Here is a 15,893-nt window from a genome sequence, read left to right as displayed (position 1 = left end):
GGGTAACGATTTTGAAGCGAGCCAATTGTCGCGCCGACTCTTCGTAGAACGTTGCACAACGCCCGCATCGTCAGTACGCTCCGCGACGTGACAGACCCCGAGGGAACCGAACGCACCACCATCCAGGACGTCGCCGCCGCCGCCGGCGTCTCAGTCTCGGCGGTCTCGAAGGTGCTGCGCGGCGCGTACGGAGTCAGCCCGCAGATGCGCACCCGGGTAACCGCCGCGATCGACCGGCTCGGCTATCGCCCGCACACCGGCGCACGGGCGATGCGCGGCCGCACGTACACCGTCGGCGTAGTCCTCGTCGAACTCACCTCGCCGTTCCAGACCGAGGTGGCCAAGGGCATCAGCGACGCGCTCGAGGACACGTCGTACCAGGACATCCTCGTCACCGCCGGCGCGACCCCCGAGCGCCAGAAGAGCCGTATCGAGGCCCTGCTCGACCGCCACGTCGACGGGCTGGTGCTGATCGCGCCCTGGATCGAAGTCGCGTGGATCGAAAAGATCGCGCAAGCCCTCCCGGTGGTAGCTGTCGCCCTGCACGGCACTCCCCGCAACTTCGACACCGTCGTCGACGACGAACGGCTGGGCGCCCAGCTGATGGTCGATCATCTCGTCGCGGCCGGGCACCGGCAGATCGCGCACACCAGCGCGCCGCGGGCCGCGTTCGAGGACACGTTCGTGCTGTCGCACACGGCCCGGCGCCAGGGGTACGAACAGGCGATGCGCGGCCACGGCCTGCGACCGGACGTCATCGAGACCTGGCTGTCGGAGGAGGGCGGCCATCAGGCCGCCCAGCAGGCCTTCGATCGGGCCCGCCCACCGACCGCAATCTTCGCCGGGGCCGACATCGCCGCGTTCGGCGTGCTGCGTGCCGCCGAGGAACGCGGGTTGCGGGTGCCGGAGGACGTGTCGGTAGCCGGCTACGACAACATCTACACCTCCACGATCAACCGGGTCTCCCTGACCACCGTCGACCAGTCCGGCCACGGCACGGGCGCGGAAAGCATCCGTCTGCTGCTCGAACGCATTGAAGGCCGCGCCCAGCCCCGGCAATTCGTCGTGTCCCCGCACCTGGTGACCCGTCGGACCACCACAGCCCCGTCCGGCACCGGGATCAGCAACCGTGGGCGCACGGTCTGAGGCCTCACGCTGGCCCATGGCCCAATGCCACGTAGCGTAAATCGATCATGTGATGGTGGTGGTGAGGGTGTGGATCCTGATCGTGGCCGGAGCGTGGTGGCGGGTGCTGGCGGGTTCGCTGGGTTTCTTGACGCGGTAGTTGTTGTGGCGGGCGCGTTTGACGGCTCGGGGGCAGGTGCGTTCCCGGCGTGGGGGGATCAGGAGGGCCGCGATCTGGGTGAGGTGAACGGGTAGGCGGTCAGTCCAGTCCTGAGGGGGGAATGTCCGCCGTCCCGGTGGCGGTGCGGCGGATCAGGCGCAGTGCTTTGGCAAAGGAGATCGAGTCGGGGTCCAGGTCGGCGGCCGCGGAGGCCTTCGCGGTCAGGGCGCTGATCGCGTGGTGGACGATCAGGTAGGACCAGATCTCCTGATAGGCCAGGTCCGGCAGGCGGGAACGCAGAACGCGTCCGGGGCCACGGAGGTGGGTCTTGAGCTGGTCGTTCGCGGTTTCCTTCTCCCAGCGCTCGTTGTAGGCGGCGGCGAGTTCGTCGGCGCGGGCGCCGGCCGGGTCCGTGATCGTGGACAGCAGCACGATCAATTCGCCGGTGCCGTTCCCGACCCGGTCGGGCACGTCGTACTCGATCACGCGGGCGAGGTGGATGACGGGGAGCCCGCGTTCGTTGAAGGCGTCGGGGACGGTGTTGATGTCGTCCAGATCGAGTCCGGTTCGGGCTGCGCCCAGCAGGCGTTCCCGCCGGGCCCCGCGGATCGTCGGGGTGATCAGCGCTGTCAGGAAGGTCCCGTCGGGCAGGACACGCACGACGGGAAGGTCGAGCCCGGTCGGGGCCCGCCACAGCAAACCCGCTCCGGTCGCCGACGCGGTGTCCCACGCGGCCCAGGAGTAGAAGCCCCGATTGTTTCTGATCACTTCTGGGGGGACCCGCAGCCCGATTGCCCCGTTGACCGCCCGGCGACCCCGGGTGATCTTTGTGTCGGAGTGCTGGGCCACGATGTCGTAGCCGAGGAAACGTGCCCGCCCGGTCTGAGCGTGGGTGATCAGCGTCTTCTCGGCGGACAGTTCCAGCCTGAGGTCGTCGCGAAGGAACTGCCGCACCCTTTCAGTGATCTCCTGTGCTTCGGCTTTCGGCCCGCTGAACCCGAACAGAATATCGTCCGCTTATGCCGAGGGCCGGGTTATGCCGACTGGCCCGGCGGATGACCTGGTCGGGACGGTGGGCGGCTTGCTGGTGTCGGCATAATCCTGCGGGGTGGGCGGGTGGTCTGCCTGTCTGGAGTGGTCAGTGTTTTCCTCCAGACAGGTGGATGATCATGGAGATGGGTGTGGATCCGGGCTGCGTGCAGCCGGACGTGGCGCTGCTGGTGGAGTTCCGCGGCTGGCTGGACCGGGAACGGGGCCTGTCGCCGGTGTCGGTGCGCTGCTATGCGAAGCAGTCGAAGGTGTTCCTGGCCGGGATCGGCGGGGCGGGGGCGGTCAGTGGGCTGGACGCGGGCAAGGTCACCGCGTTCATGGTGGCCTGGACGGCTGGTCGGAATACCTGGTCGGCGAAGGCGATGGTGACGTCGCTGCGGGCGTTCCTGCGGTTCGCGCATGCGACGGGGCGGACGGCTGTCTCGCTGGCGGGGGCGGTTCCCGCGGTCGCGTCGTGGCGGATGTCGGCGTTGCCCCGCGGTCTGAAGGCCTCGGAGATCGAGCGGCTGCTGACCGGCTGTGACCGGGACACGGCGGTCGGCCTGCGTGACTACGCGGTCCTGTCCCTGCTGGCCCGGCTCGGCCTGCGGAGTGCCGAGGCCGCCGGGCTGCGGCTGGACGACATCGACTGGCGGGCGGGCGAGATCGCCGTTACCGGCAAGGGCAGCCGGACCGAGCGGCTCCCGCTGCCGGCACCGGCAGGGGAGGCGATCGCCGCCTGGCTGACGGGCGGCCGGCCGCGGTGCGAGTCACGGTCGGTGTTCGTGACGGTGCGCAGGCCCTACCGGCCGCTGACGCCGGAATCGGTCCGGGCGGTCATGGGCAGGGCCTGCGAGCGGGCCGGGCTCGAGCGGCGGGGCACCCACCGGTTCCGGCACGCGCTGGCGACCGAGATGCTGCGGGCCGGGGCATCGCTGCCCGAGGTGGGGCAGGTACTGCGGCACCGCAGCCAGCTGTCGACCTCGCTTTATGCCAAGGTCGACCAGAACACGCTGCGCCCGCTGGCGCGCCCGTGGCCGGGAGCCGGCCAGTGAGCGGGCTGCGGGCAAGGGCCGAGGAGTACCTGGCCATGCGCAGGGCCCTGGGGTTCAAGCTGGAGAGCCACGGGCCGAGGCTGATGAGCTTCGTCCGCTTCTGCGACGAGCGTGATGCCACCACGGTGACCACGGACCTGGCGGTGGAATGGGCGACCTCGACCGGCAGCGACCACGAGGCCTACCAGGCCCGCCGCCTCGACGTGGTGCGGATCTTCGCCCGCCATCTGCAGCCGCTGGACCCGGCCACCGAGGTCCCGCCCGCCGACGTGCTGGACCGCCGCCAGTGGCGGATCCCGCCCTACCTCTACTCCCCGCAGGAAGTCACTGCCCTGATGAGCGCGGCCGGCAGGCTCCGGCCGGCGATCCGGGCGGCGACCTGGCGGACGCTCATCGGCCTGCTGGCCGTGACCGGCATGCGCCAGGGCGAGGCATGCCGCCTCGGCCGCGACGACGTCGACCTGAACGCCGAGACGATCGTGATCGAGGACTCCAAGTTCGGCAAGTCCCGCGTGGTGTTCCTGCACCCGACCGCGGCCGCTGCGCTGCGCGTCTACACGCGGGCCCGGGATGCGGCGTTCCTGCAGGCGGAGGCAGGCACGTTCTTTGTCAACAGCCTGGGCCGGCCGCTGGACAGCCGCAACACCCCCACGACGTTCGCCGGGCTCGTGACGGCGGCGGGCATCAAAGCACCGCCCGGGCAGCGGGCCCCGCGGCTGCACGACCTGCGGCACGTCTTCACGGTCGCGACACTGCTGGACTGGTACCGCGATGGCGGCGACGTCCAGGCCCGCCTCCCGGCCCTGTCCACCTGGCTAGGGCATATCGATCCGAAATCCACATACTGGTACCTCTCGGCCGTCCCCGAACTCCTCGCCCTGGCCGCCGTCAGGCTAGAACCCGCCGGGCAGGAACAGACGGCATCGTGACGGACCTGGCCCCCGTCCTGCAGGGGTTCTTCACCGACCGACTGGCCCGGCAGAAGAAGGCCAGCCCGAACACCGTCGCCGCCTACCGCGACACCTGCCGGCTCCTGCTTGCCTTCGCCCAGAGCAAGACCGGCAAACCGCCCAGCTCCCTCAGCCTCGCCGACCTGAACGCCACGCTCATCGGCGAGTTCCTTCATCACCTTGAAGAACAGCGAGGGAACGGAACCGCCACCCGCAACGCCCGCCTGGCCGCGATCCACTCCCTGTTCACCTACGCCGCCCCCAGAGCTCCCGAGCACGCCGCCGTGATCAGCCAGGTCCTGGCGATCCCACCGCGGCGGCGCGAACGGGCGATCGTCAGCTACCTCACCGCCGAGGAGATCGACGCGCTGGTCGCGGCACCCGACCGCAGCACCTGGCACGGCCGCCGCGACCGGTCCCTGCTCCTGCTCGACGTCCAGACCGGGCTGCGCGTCTCCGAACTCACCGGCCTGAACAGGCAGGACATACACCTCGGCGCCGGCCCGCACGTCCGCTGCCACGGCAAGGGCCGCAAGGACCGGGCCACCCCACTCACCACCCAAACCGTCAAGGTCATACGGACCTGGCTCGCCGAACTCAGCCCCGACCCCACCGGCCCGCTGTTCCCCACCCAGCCCGGCGGCCGGCTCTCCCGTGACGCCGTCGAGCGCCTCGTCGCCAAGCACACCGCCACCGCCGCGGACACCTGCCCATCGATCAAGGAAAAGCACGTCACCCCGCACACGCTGAGGCACTCCGCAGCCATGACGCTACTGAAAGCCGGAGTCGACACCTCCGTCATCGCACTCTGGCTAGGTCACGAAGGGACCGAAACAACCCAGATCTACCTTCACGCCGACATGACCATCAAGGAGCAGGCCCTCGCCCGCGTCCAGCAGCCCGGCACCAGCCCCGGCCGCTACCGGCCACCCGACAGCCTGCTCACCTTCCTCGACAACCTCTAGCTACCGCCAGCACCCACCGGGTTATGCCGCCCCCACGACGAGGACCTGCCTGACACGCAGACCCTCCAGCAGTCCGGTCGGCATAACCCGGCCCTCGGCATAAGCGGACTTATGCCGACGTCGGCATAAGTCGGCGTACCTTACGTACCGTAGCCGCCGATAGCTGGGATCGTGGGGATCCTGGCTGGGCAGCTGGCGGCGTTGCTGGCGAAGCCGGCGTAATGCTGGCCGGTCGCCGTGCCGTCGGGCACGCGCGATCGCATATTCGATTTTCTGGTAGGCAGGGTTGGATGCCCTGCGTTCGCCCCGGTTGTAGTCCGGGAGCAGGTGTGTCACGACGAAGCTGTCCAGCCGGTCGAGATATATATTGGAAAGGATCGGGGACGCCGGACCGCCCTGTACCGTTCCGGACAGTGTCGCTCCCCATTTCCAGTCCTCCAGATACCCCGCGCGCAGCATGGCCTTCAGGAGCCCCAGGAACCGGTTGTCGTGGATTCTCTCGCCCACCGTGTCGAGCATGACCTGATGGTCGAGCTCCTCGAAACAGCGGGCGATGTCGCCCTCAATGAACCAGTGCGTCCCCTTCCAGACATCGACCACCTCACCGAGTGCGGTGTGGCAGGCTCTGCCTGGGCGGAACCCGTGGGAGTGGTCGGAGAAGGTCGGCTCGTAGTACGCCTCCAACAGCAGGCGCACCACCTCGGCGACCAGCTTGTCCGACCAGGTCGGCAGGCCCAGCGGGCGTTTCTTCCCGTTCTTCTTCGGGATGTGCACCCGCTTCACCGGTTTCCATCGGTAGCGCTCGTGGCGCATCGCATCGATGATGCGGTCGATGGTAGCCAGCGACATGCCGTCCACGGTCTCCCCGGGCGTCATCGCACCCTTGTTGGAGTACAGACGCCCGTAGGCCACCAGGTACAGCGCCGCGTTGAACAACTGTCGATACACCCGCTCCAGCGGCAGTCCTCTCCTTCCACGTTCACGGAGGACACCAAGGACCATTTCGGCGCTCTGCATTACGCATGCCTTCCGTCCGTTGAGTATCCGGCCACCTGTTCCCCTTCGCCCTGTCGACATCTTTCATGCCGTCCCCGGTGGGGCGTTACTCCCACGACTACTATGGAAACTCCGTCACCTTAGGGCTCGCGCCCCTTAGGCGATCCCGCGGTACGTCCCTGCTGTACGTATCGAGCGCGACTTAGGCGTTCCACTCATCTCCTTGAATGCCCTCACTGGGCATCGCCCCACGACCCGAAGGATGCACCAGCCCACGGATCTGGCCAGTGCAGGACGTGGCATCGGTTTCAGACGTCTTTCCGATGGGTCCTCACATCTACCGTCTGGAGATTGGAATTCAGGCAATCCAGCTTTCGCCATATCACGCGGGTTCAACGGCGGCCCGCCTTCGACGCCTTCGCGACGCCCGCCGTCTTCTGGCATGCTGCTGTCCCCCGACACCCTTTCGGACCGAGGTAAGCCAGCGAACCCAAGGATCCTCCTCCGAATCCATCCCAGCTGCGCTGGGGATACAACAGAGCGCCTCACGGCGCACTCCCCGCATGACAGTCTCCCGTCACGGGGCTCTTACCATCCGGTCGGCAGGATACCGTCCGTCCACCGCCACTGGGCGAAGAGAGCAGGGGCACGCGCTACGAGCCCTTTCCACCACGCCTTGAAGCGGCTGACAGATCGTAGCCGTCTATATTTTCGTCGAGCCCATCGCATCAGGTAGGTGTTGATGCGCTGCAGGAGCGGATAGAGCGCTGACCGGTAGAACCGGCCATAGTAGTTCATCCATCCACGCACGATGGGGTTCAGCCATCGCCCTATCTGTCAGCATGGCCGGGCTGTGCCCTACTGGTGGACTCCGGTGACATCCGGGTGGAGCTCGTGAGGGGACCCCGCTTCAACTGACCCGCACGCGCTCCGGGGGTCCGACCGCGGACCGCGGTAGAGGACGACGGCCACGCCCTGGCCGTCGTCTCGGCAGCGTCCACCGGTATCGGCCCGCCGATGCCCTTCAGACAGAACGCCCACAGGTGCGCCGCGACGCTCTCGATGGTCTCGTCGCCGGCCGCGAAGGTCTGGTGGTGGTAGACAGCCATCAGCATCTTGTTGATCAGCGCCGCGTCACGGTCCGGATCCGTCGAGTGCAGCAGCCCAGCCGCCTGGCCCGCTCGCAACTCTCCGGCGATCAGGTCCGTGATCGGCTGGATGGCGCGGGCCATGTCCTGCGGGAACCGCTGGGTCAACCGCCAGTGCTGGGTCGTGATGAACCGCGGCCCGGCGCCGACTCGGAATGCATCTGCGTCGACCTCGGTAGCGGCCGATCGGCGTTGGTCTCGGCAGAGACGGCGCCGGAGGCGTCGAGACGGATCTCGGGGTGGTGGGGTGGTTCGTAGGGGGCCGACCACGCAAAACGCTCGGCTGGGACACCCCAGCCGAGCGCCTCGCTAAGCTCCTCGCAGCCTGATCAACGAACCGCGTTGTGACGACCCCTGGAATCCGCCGATGTTCTCCGACGACGAGGACGCGACGCTCACCGGTGCGGCCGTGCTCGCCGAGGCGGCCCGGACCGTCGACGCCCGATGGGCGCTGGCCGCCTTCCGGACCGGCCTCGACGCCCGGACCACGCCACTGCTGCGTCGCTGCGCGGAGATCGTCGCCGAGGCCGGCGCCAGGATCGCCGTGGAGTTCAGCCCGCTCGGCGTCGTCTCGAACATCGCCGACGCTCGCGCCGTGGTCGCCGCCATCGGCCCCGAACACTCGGGCGTCCTCATCGCGACACCCGGCACTTCTTCTGAGGCACCAGCACCTGGGAGCCGACCACTCGGCGACGGGTCCGTTCGGGCAGGTCACGAGGATACTGGGTGCCCGGCGTCCCGCAGGCCGTCGAGCGCTGGCGCCGCCGAGCGGTCGTCAGGTGATGACATCCGCGCGGGCCGCGAGAATAGCCTGAAGACGCGCCTCGACGCCGCCGACCGAGTGGTCGTCGGTGAAGACGTAGGGTCGTTGCCGTTCGATCGCGTCGACGACGTGGTCGGCGACGGTTGAAGGCTCGACGGTGCCGATCGGGTTCATGCCCGTGCGGATGCGGCCGGGAAAGACCACGCTGACACCGACCGGCGCTCCGACCGCGGCGAGGTCGGCACGCAGGACGTCGGAGAGGCCGAGGACACCGTGCTTCGCGACGGTGTAAGGCCCGAGGCGCTCCTGGGGGAGGACGGCGGCCATCGACGCCACGTTCACGACGTGGCCCTCCTCGCCGGTTGCGAGGATCCTCGGCACGAACGACCGCACCCCGTGGATGGCACCGAGGAGGTTCACGTCCAACACACGGCGCCAGTCCTCGAGGGAAAGCTCCCAAGCGAGGCCCCGGTTCACGATCCCGGCATTGTTCACTGCGACGTGGAGCGCGCCGAACCGGTCGATGGCCAGGTCGGCCACGCGCTCGACCGCCCCGGGGTCGCGGACGTCGAGCTGCACTGCCTCGACATCGCAGCCATCGCTCCGGACGGCCGCACCGGCCGCCACCACCGCACCACCATCAAGATCCGTCATCACCAGCCGGACACCCATCGCGGCAAGACGCCGCGCGACGGCCAGGCCGATGCCACTCGCCGCGCCCGTCACGACGGCGACACGGTTCTCGAACACCTTCATGGTTACCCCATCCCGAGACTCACAAGGTTCTGAAGAGGCCTCCGTCGGCGAGTACCTGCGCGCCGTTGATATAGCTGGCGGCCTCGCTGGCAGGAAAGACGCAGACGCCCGCCGTGGCCTCAGGGCGTCCGATCCGCTTCATCGGGTTGAGCGCTCCGGCCTTTCCTTCGCGCCAGCGCCCCAGGCGCCGGCCACGCCGGGTGTCGCCAGCCGTCTTCAGGCGGTGAGTGAAGCGAGGAGGCCCGTTGTACGTCGCCGCGACCCCCGGCGGTCAGGTCCGACAGGTACGACGAAGGCCTGGATGTCGGTCGCCCCCGCGTCGAGCAGGCCGCGCAGCTGGCGCGTGACACCCTCCTCGTCGCCGAGGACGGCCGCGTCGGTCGCGCTTTCCGCCCCGCCGATCTCGAGGATTCGCTGATAGTTGGGCAGGCTCTCGTACACGGTCGCCGTCGCGGCCGTCGCCGCCCGGGCTTCCGCAAGGTCATCGTGCACGCGACCGGCAGGCCAGCGACGATCCGGGGCTCCGGCCGGCCCGCGGCCGCTGCGGCGGCGCGCAGACGAGGAGCGACATGGGTCTCGATCGCCCTCGCTGATGCCATGAAGAGGACTACCCCGTCGGCCAGTTCACCGGCCACCCGTAGCAGCCTCGGACCGAGCGCGGCCACCAGAACCGGTACCGGCTGCTTCACGGCCACCTGGGCGCCCCGAGCGGTCCGGTCCTCTCCCTCGAAGGTCACTACCTCTCCGCGAAGCAGGCTCGTCAAGATACGGAGGTGCTCCTCCGTGTTGCAGCCCGGACGGTCGTAGGACAGGCCGTACATGCCACTGATACGAGGCTCGTGCGACGGGCCGATACCGAGCGTGAAACCCGGCCGTCCCATCGCCTCCGCGGCCGCGGCCGCCCGGTTCGCCTGCAGCAGCGGGTGACACGGATATGTCTGCAGCACCGCGGTCCCCAGCCCGATGCTGGAGGTCTCACGTCTCGCAACCGCCATTGCGGCCAGCGGGTCACCGAGGGCGGTACTGTCCAGCCAGATGGAACTGAATCCATCCTTCTCGGCCGCCTTGGCCTGTTCGACGAGCTTCTCCGTCGTCGATGGCCGTCCCGTCAGTCCGATCCTCACGCGGTCCCCTCTCCGTGTGCTACCGCGGTGACCTGACGTTGCGCAGGCAGGCGCGCGACTGGTCCATCTGCTGGGCGAGCCGGTCGAGGTCCGCGCCCCCACGCCGCCCGTGCTCGCGGACAGGCAGCGGCCCGCGAACACTGTCGGCCGTCTTCCTTGTGCGATGCTGCACACGCGTATAAGAGTGACGGTAGCAGACTTGAGAGCGTGATTCTCGGACCCGGCGTCCGCGGTCCATGGCTGGTGGGAGGAGCCGGTGCGCGTCGGCTTGGGGGAAGCGGCCCGCCGTGGTGGTGCTACGGGCGGCGACGGTGGGACTCCCCGCGTCCTGGTCCGCCCGTCTTGGCACCGAGGATCCCGCTGGACGTGGCCAGCGCGGCGGACCTGCGTGGACGGGTCGCAGTCATCACCGGGGCATCGACCGGAATGGCGACCGAAGGGCAATGCGCATGTGGGCGGAGAGCGATCGCGATGACCGTTGGGAAGGCTCAGCAGACCCGGCCGCTTCTGGCGACGCCGGCGCAGATCCTCGCCGAGCAGACCCTCCTGAAGATCCTCGACGCGGCTCAAGGCCTTACAGGCCGATCTGCGCGACCAGCTCGCGGCGACGCCGCGTGGGCAGTCCCCGGCGGGCGCGGCCACCCTCGACGAGGCGGTCTCCCAGTGGTCCAACTCTCTGATCATGGCCGAGATCGCGAACTTCCTGCCGCTTCCCTCCCAGCTCTGGGTCACCGACGACACCCCGGGACTGGCTCGGCTACACCCTGCCCGGCGTCGGTGCCTCCGGCGACAGCCCGGACGCGGTCTACCGCGTCGCCTCCGTCAACGGGACCGGCGCTACGAGGTGCTCGGCCGCTTCGACCCCACCCGCCGCCCCGCGCAGCTCAACATCGAGCTGCACCGCGGAACCAAGGTCACTCCGCCGAACATGGTCAACAACACGGACCTGACCCCGCTCGCCAGTATCACCGACCTCGATCTGCAGATCGCGGCGGATGGTTCGTTCCGCATCACGATCGGCCTGGAGAGGAGCCCCGTCCATCTGCTGTCGACTCCCGGCCTGCTTTCCCTCGGCTCCCGGGACATGCTGACCAGCTGGGATCAGCGCCCGTCCTGGATGGAGCTGCGCCCGCTCGACGACACAGAGCCGGCCCCCTTCGACCTCACGAAGATCGTGGAGGCGGTGTAGCGGGACCTGCCGGACTGCCTTACTGTTCTGGGTGCGCTTCCCGAACGTGTGGTTCGGCGACCTTCGTGGCAATCAGGTCAGTCCCGGGCACACCCTCACCGGCAGCATGGCCGGCTTCACCGTGGCGCTCAGCTGGGACCTCCAGCCGGACAGAAGATCATCGTGACGGCGGACCCGGTCGGCGCCGCATACACGGGCTTCCAGCTCATGGACCCGTGGACGCTCGGCCCCAACGCCAAGGAGCACCAGGTCTCGCTCAACCTGGCCCAGACCGCGCCGAACCCCGACGGCACCTTCACCTTCGTTCTCGCCCACGAGGACCCCGGCGTCGTCAACTGGCTCGACACCACCGGCCTCGACGAGGGGCTGGGACTCATCCGGTGGCAGGCGGCACCACTCGGCGCGTCGATCGACCCGGCGTGCTGGTACGCGACTTCCGGGTCGTCTCCCGCACCGATGTGGACAGCCTCGAACTGCCCCCGGGTCGCCTCCGAGCAGCGCGCGGCCCAGCTCGATGCCCGAGCCACTCCCGCACGTCCGAGCGGGCCCGGCTCCGCGAGCTGGAGAAGGAGAACCGGGAACTCCGGATGGAGCGCGAGTTCCTCTCAAAAGCGACCGCCTTCTTCGCGCAACGCCATCAGTGACCGACAAGTACGAACTGATCGCCGCGGAGAAGGACGACTACCCGACATCCAAGATGTGCCAGTGGCTCGTCGTATCGACGTCCGGTTTCTACGACTGGCACCGACGACCGGCATCGACCCGGACCCGCCGGCACGCCACCCTCGACACCCAGGTCCGGGCGGTGTTCGCCGCCTCGCGCCAGACCTACGGCGCCCGGCGGATCGCAGCCGCCCCGACCGCCTCCGGCGTGCGCATCTCCGTCCGCCTCGCCCGACGGATCACGCGCCGTGCAGGGCTGAAAGCCTGCCAGCCCAGGGCCTACCGCCGCACCACCATCCCCGGCCAGGCCCCGGCGCCCGCCGACCACGTCCGCCGCGACTTCACCGCCACCCGCCCCGGCGAGAAGCTCGTCGGGGACATCGGCACCGGTCGCCGCCCCTGAGTCGTCAGCGGTGGTCGACCGACTCCCGGTCCGCTGACGGCCCGGATGGCGGCGCGCCGAGCAGGTGGCCAGCTACGCCGAGGTCCGTGATGAGGATGTTCACCCAGCGGCCCAGCACCGCCGCCCGGATGGCGGTCGCTTTTTCCTGCCCGCCGGCGATGGCGATGCGGCGCGCGGTGCCGAGCAACGTCTCCCGGTCGATGCCGATGATCCGCTGGTCGAGGTCTGCCACGACCGGCTGTCCGGCCTCGTCGAAGTACCGCAGGCAGACGTCCCCGACCGCGCCGGCGTCGCGCAGTGTCCGCTGGTCGGCGTCGGACAGCCCGTTCCCGCTCTGGCGCAGCAGGGGCGAGGGCGTCGTGGTGCCGATGCCGACCAGTGCCACGGTGAGCTCGGACCAGACTTCCCGAACCGTCTGGACCGCCGGGTCCGTGAGCAGGGCCTGCTGGAGTGTGGCCGACCCGACCAGGCCGGGCGACGGCACGAACAGCGGAGCGGCTCCGGTGAGTGTGGCGAGCCGCCCGGTGAGGCGGGTCGCCTGCATCTGCGCGTCGGGGCTACCGACGCCGCCCATCAGCTGGATGACCTGACGGGCATTCAGGGTGTGTCGGGGACGCATGGCGTCGACCGCGGCGAGCAAGGTGGCGCTCCACGACGAGACGCCGATGACGTCGTCGTTCTGCAGCGTCATGTCCAGATAGGTCGCGCCGCTGGCACCGAGAGCCGCCGTGATGTCGCCCGCGCTGCCCTCGACGTCGACCACCATGACGTCCCGGAGCCCGTACCGCCGGATGAGCTCGTCCTCGATGTCGGCATGCACGCCGGGCGGCGGGACGATGATCGTGCGGACGATCCCCAGCTCGGACGCCTCCTTGAGGAGCCGGGAGACACGGGCCTGAGACAGGTTGAGCCGTTCAGCGATCTCCGGTTGCCGGACGCCCTGTTCGTGGTACAGGCGCGCCACCTTGGTCAGCAGCCGCAGGCGATCGCGGTCAGGGCTCGCGCGCATGGCCATGCACCAGTATGTTCTGCCCGTCCGCGGCGACGCGGCCGGCGGACGCCGCGTCGCCGGTCATGACGCTGCCTTCGTGCGCTGGTGGGAACGCGCGCGGGCCACCGCGTCGGCCCAGCGGTTGCGGAGGCGAGCACGAGTGTCCGCGTCGATCCGGGGAAGGACCTCGGCGCCGGTCGCTCGCCCGGGCGGTTCGGGCAGGCCGTCGAGGGTCCACCAGCCGGCGCCCACGCCGGCGAGCAGGGCCGCTCCCAGCGCGGACAGGTTCGGCGTCGCGGAGATCCGGACCGGCAGCCCGCTCACGTCCGCCTGGAGCTGCATGAGCACCTCGGACCGGGTCAGTCCGCCGTCGCAGGCCAGCAAGGCCAGCGGACCGGCCGCCCGCTGGAGCACGGTGATCACGTCGTCGATCTGGAAGGCGACGGATTCGAGGGCTGCGCGGGCGAGCTGCGGCCGGCCGGTGCCCAGCGAGACTCCGATGATCACCGGGGTCGCGTCGCGATCCCACCACGGGGCGGCCAGGCCACCGAAGGCGGGGACTAGGATGATCTCGTCGCTGCTCGCCGTAGCCGCCTCGGCGAGCAGAGCCGTGGGGTCGACCTGGAACAGGTCGGCGAGCCAGCTGATCGTCCGGCCGGTGGAGCGGATGTTCGCCTCGGTCGCGTGCGCCACGCCGTCGGCGGCGGTGCCGGCGGTGCCGGGGAGCTGCCAGGCGATGGTGGAGCACAGGCTGGTGTCGCCGGCGTCGGCGCGGCCGAGGGTCATGACCGACGACCCGGTGCCGTAGGTGGCCTTCACGACGCCGGGAGCGCCCCTGGCCTGCGCGAACAGCGCGGCGTGCGAGTCCCCGAGCACCGCCAGCACGGGCAGCCCGTCCGGCAGCGGCGGCAGGCCACGCGCGGGAGGGAACGGCCCGAGTGAGGCGACGACGTCGGGGAGTGCCGCGCGCGGGACGTCGAACAGGTCGAGGAGGGTGGGATCCCACTGTCGGCCGCCGATGTCGAGCAGCTGGGTGCGGGAGGCGTTGCCGATCTCGGTGACGGCGGGGCCGCCGAAGCGGGACAGCAGCCAGGCGTCGAGGGTGCCGACCTTCCAGGCACCCGTGCCGGCGCGGGCGCGGCTGGGGTCGTAGGTGTCGAGCAGCCAGCCGGCCTTGAGCGCGGAGAACATCGGGTCGAGGGGCAGGCCGGTAGAGGACCGGATGTAGGGCGCGTGCCCGCCGCGCTCGAGGGCGTCCGCGGCGGTGGCGGTGGCAAGGCGTCGATCCTGCCAGCTGAGGATCGGTCCCACGGCGGCGCCGGAGACGGTGTCCCACAGGACGACGGACTCGCGCTGGACGCTGATCGCGACGCCCACGACGCGCGCGGCCAGTTCCCGGTCGACGCAGGTGCGGACCGCCCGCTGGACGCTGGCCCAGATCTCCTCGGCGCTCTGCTCGACCTGCCCGGGGCCTGGGTGGCGCTGTCCGACTGGGCAGGAGGACGAGGCGACGACCGTCGCGTCCCGGTCGACCAGCACGGCCTTGGTCGAGCTGGTTCCCTGGTCGATGGCCAGGAGGAGGCCCTCACGCGCGGGTGCCACCGACCACCTCTCGGGCCGCGCCCACGATGCCGTCCGCGTTGAGACCGAAGTGGTCCAGCAGGAACTGGGTACTCCCAGTGGGGGCGAACTGGCGAGGAACGCCGAGGATACGCAGCGGGCAGGGGCGCGTCTGCCCCACGACGGCGGCGACCGCCGCGCCGAGCCCGCCGCTGGTGGTGGCCTCCTCGACGGTGACGATGCCGGCGGTCTGCTCGGCGGCGCTGATGAGCGCGTCCCGGTCGATCGGCTCGACGAACGTCATGTTGAGCACCCGGGCGGAGATACCGTCGTCAGCCAGAATCTGCGCGGCCCAGATCGCTCGGGAGACCATGGAGCCGACGGCGGCGAGGGTCACGTCGGAGCCCTCGCGCAGCAGGACGGCCCGGCCGGGCAGGAACGGATCACCCTGTCGCGACACCTCGGGTACCTTGAAACGCGGTATGCGCAGGTAGACCGGACGGCCGTAGCCGGCGGCCCAGAGCACCGCGGCCCTGGTCTGTGCCGGGTCGGCCGGGACGGCGATCGTCAGCCCGGCGACCGCGCGCATCCAGGCGAGGTCCTCGATCGAGTGGTGCGTCGGGCCGAGCTCGCCGTAGGCCATGCCGGGGCTGTGCCCGCACAGGACGACGTGCCGTTCGCTGTAGGCGACGTCGGCCTTGATCTGTTCGGTGGCTCGTCCTGTCAGGAAGGGCGCCGCGGCGCAGACGAAGGGCACCATTCCCGCGTTCGCGAGCCCGGCCCCGACACCGACGAGGTCCTGCTCGGCGATCCCGACGTTGATCAGCCGGTCCGGGAACTCGTCGCGGAACGCGCCGAGGTTGCTCGACCCCACCGAGTCGTTGCAGACGGCGACGATCCGTTCGTCGACGCGGGCCAGGGCCGCGAGCTCGGCGGCGAAGTCCACGCGGCAGTCGAACGTCGGAGCGTCCACGCCCGGCGGCGCGACGGTACTCATAGGTGTGCCCTCCCCAGGC

General features: G+C 69.9%; 13 protein-coding genes and 4 pseudogenes. 6 read left to right on the top strand and 11 right to left on the bottom strand.

What is annotated here, in order from left to right; genetic code table 11:
- Positions 1 to 87: 87 nt before the first annotated feature.
- Positions 88 to 1,146, top strand: coding sequence for a LacI family DNA-binding transcriptional regulator (locus tag FRANEAN1_RS02070; RefSeq protein WP_041255304.1), 1,059 nt, complete (start codon positions 88 to 90; stop codon positions 1,144 to 1,146).
- A gap of 238 nt (positions 1,147 to 1,384) precedes the next feature.
- Here FRANEAN1_RS02070 and FRANEAN1_RS41970 read toward each other — a convergent pair.
- Positions 1,385 to 2,302 (bottom strand): annotated as a pseudogene (locus FRANEAN1_RS41970) (hypothetical protein); the annotation flags it as partial.
- 158 nt (positions 2,303 to 2,460) lie between these two features.
- Between FRANEAN1_RS41970 and FRANEAN1_RS02060 the strand changes: the two are divergent.
- Genes FRANEAN1_RS02060 through FRANEAN1_RS02050 form a run of 3 tightly spaced genes read left to right on the top strand, consistent with a single transcriptional unit; the run spans position 2,461 to position 5,284 of the window.
- The gene (locus tag FRANEAN1_RS02060; RefSeq protein WP_347176947.1) at positions 2,461 to 3,369 is read left to right on the top strand and encodes a site-specific integrase; all 909 of its coding nucleotides are present in this window, start codon (positions 2,461 to 2,463) and stop codon (positions 3,367 to 3,369) included.
- Positions 3,370 to 3,404: 35 nt separating this feature from the next.
- On the top strand, positions 3,405 to 4,298 hold the full coding sequence (locus FRANEAN1_RS02055; protein ID WP_347176946.1) for a tyrosine-type recombinase/integrase: 894 nt from the start codon (positions 3,405 to 3,407) through the stop codon (positions 4,296 to 4,298).
- A complete protein-coding gene (locus tag FRANEAN1_RS02050; RefSeq protein ID WP_012157862.1) occupies positions 4,295 to 5,284 on the top strand; it encodes a tyrosine-type recombinase/integrase in 990 nt (329 codons plus the stop codon). The genes FRANEAN1_RS02055 and FRANEAN1_RS02050 overlap by 4 nt, the downstream gene beginning before the upstream one ends.
- A 129-nt stretch (positions 5,285 to 5,413) precedes the next feature.
- Here FRANEAN1_RS02050 and FRANEAN1_RS02045 read toward each other — a convergent pair.
- The 7 genes and pseudogenes from FRANEAN1_RS02045 to FRANEAN1_RS02025 all read right to left on the bottom strand — a co-directional run.
- A pseudogene (locus FRANEAN1_RS02045) lies at positions 5,414 to 6,301 on the bottom strand (reverse transcriptase/maturase family protein); the annotation flags it as partial.
- Between the two features lie 567 nt (positions 6,302 to 6,868).
- Positions 6,869 to 7,078 (bottom strand): group II intron maturase-specific domain-containing protein, encoded by a 210-nt coding sequence (locus tag FRANEAN1_RS37995; RefSeq protein WP_157472262.1) that lies wholly within the window; start codon positions 7,076 to 7,078, stop codon positions 6,869 to 6,871.
- Positions 7,079 to 7,110: 32 nt separating this feature from the next.
- A complete protein-coding gene (locus tag FRANEAN1_RS41965; protein ID WP_198145446.1) occupies positions 7,111 to 7,536 on the bottom strand; it encodes a hypothetical protein in 426 nt (141 codons plus the stop codon).
- A gap of 201 nt (positions 7,537 to 7,737) precedes the next feature.
- On the bottom strand, positions 7,738 to 8,064 hold the full coding sequence (locus FRANEAN1_RS41960; protein WP_198145445.1) for a hypothetical protein: 327 nt from the start codon (positions 8,062 to 8,064) through the stop codon (positions 7,738 to 7,740).
- Between the two features lie 139 nt (positions 8,065 to 8,203).
- Positions 8,204 to 8,947 carry an SDR family NAD(P)-dependent oxidoreductase gene (locus tag FRANEAN1_RS02030; RefSeq protein ID WP_012157858.1) on the bottom strand — a complete coding sequence of 248 codons (744 nt, stop codon included), beginning with the start codon at positions 8,945 to 8,947 and terminating at the stop codon, positions 8,204 to 8,206.
- Positions 8,948 to 8,966: 19 nt separating this feature from the next.
- Positions 8,967 to 9,089: an SDR family oxidoreductase gene (locus FRANEAN1_RS37990; RefSeq protein ID WP_012157857.1), complete on the bottom strand. Its 123-nt coding sequence runs from the start codon at positions 9,087 to 9,089 to the stop codon at positions 8,967 to 8,969.
- 74 nt (positions 9,090 to 9,163) lie between these two features.
- Positions 9,164 to 10,071 (bottom strand): annotated as a pseudogene (locus FRANEAN1_RS02025) (TIGR03564 family F420-dependent LLM class oxidoreductase).
- A 682-nt stretch (positions 10,072 to 10,753) separates the two neighbouring features.
- Between FRANEAN1_RS02025 and FRANEAN1_RS42890 the strand changes: the two are divergent.
- The gene (locus FRANEAN1_RS42890; RefSeq protein ID WP_012157855.1) at positions 10,754 to 11,260 is read left to right on the top strand and encodes a hypothetical protein; all 507 of its coding nucleotides are present in this window, start codon (positions 10,754 to 10,756) and stop codon (positions 11,258 to 11,260) included.
- A gap of 536 nt (positions 11,261 to 11,796) precedes the next feature.
- Positions 11,797 to 12,305, top strand: a pseudogene (locus FRANEAN1_RS02010) (IS3 family transposase); the annotation flags it as partial.
- Positions 12,306 to 12,330: 25 nt separating this feature from the next.
- Here the strand turns inward: FRANEAN1_RS02010 and FRANEAN1_RS02005 are convergent.
- From FRANEAN1_RS02005 to FRANEAN1_RS01995, 3 genes are read right to left on the bottom strand one after another with little or no spacing between them, the layout of a single operon-like run.
- Complete coding sequence (locus FRANEAN1_RS02005) at positions 12,331 to 13,341, bottom strand: sugar-binding transcriptional regulator (RefSeq protein WP_157472260.1); 1,011 nt, start codon at positions 13,339 to 13,341, stop codon at positions 12,331 to 12,333.
- A 57-nt stretch (positions 13,342 to 13,398) separates the two neighbouring features.
- The gene (locus FRANEAN1_RS02000; protein ID WP_012157850.1) at positions 13,399 to 14,919 is read right to left on the bottom strand and encodes an FGGY-family carbohydrate kinase; all 1,521 of its coding nucleotides are present in this window, start codon (positions 14,917 to 14,919) and stop codon (positions 13,399 to 13,401) included.
- Positions 14,903 to 15,874, bottom strand: a complete 972-nt coding sequence (locus FRANEAN1_RS01995; RefSeq protein WP_012157849.1) for a transketolase C-terminal domain-containing protein — start codon at positions 15,872 to 15,874, stop codon at positions 14,903 to 14,905. The genes FRANEAN1_RS02000 and FRANEAN1_RS01995 overlap by 17 nt, the downstream gene beginning before the upstream one ends.
- Between the last annotated feature and the right edge of the window lie 19 nt (positions 15,875 to 15,893).

The sequence above is a fragment of the Parafrankia sp. EAN1pec genome, from assembly GCF_000018005.1.
GTDB classification, from domain to species: domain Bacteria; phylum Actinomycetota; class Actinomycetes; order Frankiales; family Frankiaceae; genus Parafrankia; species Parafrankia soli.
The sequence above is the reverse complement of the archived record's forward strand: the minus strand, read 5'-3'. Positions and strand labels throughout refer to the sequence as shown.

What these genes read in the sequence shown, in the direction of transcription:
- FRANEAN1_RS02060 (WP_347176947.1), top strand. Translation starts at nt 2,461, where the DNA reads ATGGGTGTGGATCCGGGCTGCGTGCAGCCGGACGTGGCGCTGCTGGTG.
- FRANEAN1_RS02055 (WP_347176946.1), top strand. Translation starts at nt 3,405, where the DNA reads ATGCGCAGGGCCCTGGGGTTCAAGCTGGAGAGCCACGGGCCGAGGCTG.
- FRANEAN1_RS37995 (WP_157472262.1), bottom strand. Translation starts at nt 7,078, where the DNA reads ATGAACTACTATGGCCGGTTCTACCGGTCAGCGCTCTATCCGCTCCTG.
- FRANEAN1_RS41960 (WP_198145445.1), bottom strand. Translation starts at nt 8,064, where the DNA reads ATGAGGACGCCCGAGTGTTCGGGGCCGATGGCGGCGACCACGGCGCGA.
- FRANEAN1_RS02030 (WP_012157858.1), bottom strand. Translation starts at nt 8,947, where the DNA reads ATGAAGGTGTTCGAGAACCGTGTCGCCGTCGTGACGGGCGCGGCGAGT.
- FRANEAN1_RS37990 (WP_012157857.1), bottom strand. Translation starts at nt 9,089, where the DNA reads ATGAAGCGGATCGGACGCCCTGAGGCCACGGCGGGCGTCTGCGTCTTT.
- FRANEAN1_RS42890 (WP_012157855.1), top strand. Translation starts at nt 10,754, where the DNA reads ATGGCCGAGATCGCGAACTTCCTGCCGCTTCCCTCCCAGCTCTGGGTC.
- FRANEAN1_RS02005 (WP_157472260.1), bottom strand. Translation starts at nt 13,341, where the DNA reads ATGGCCATGCGCGCGAGCCCTGACCGCGATCGCCTGCGGCTGCTGACC.
- FRANEAN1_RS01995 (WP_012157849.1), bottom strand. Translation starts at nt 15,874, where the DNA reads ATGAGTACCGTCGCGCCGCCGGGCGTGGACGCTCCGACGTTCGACTGC.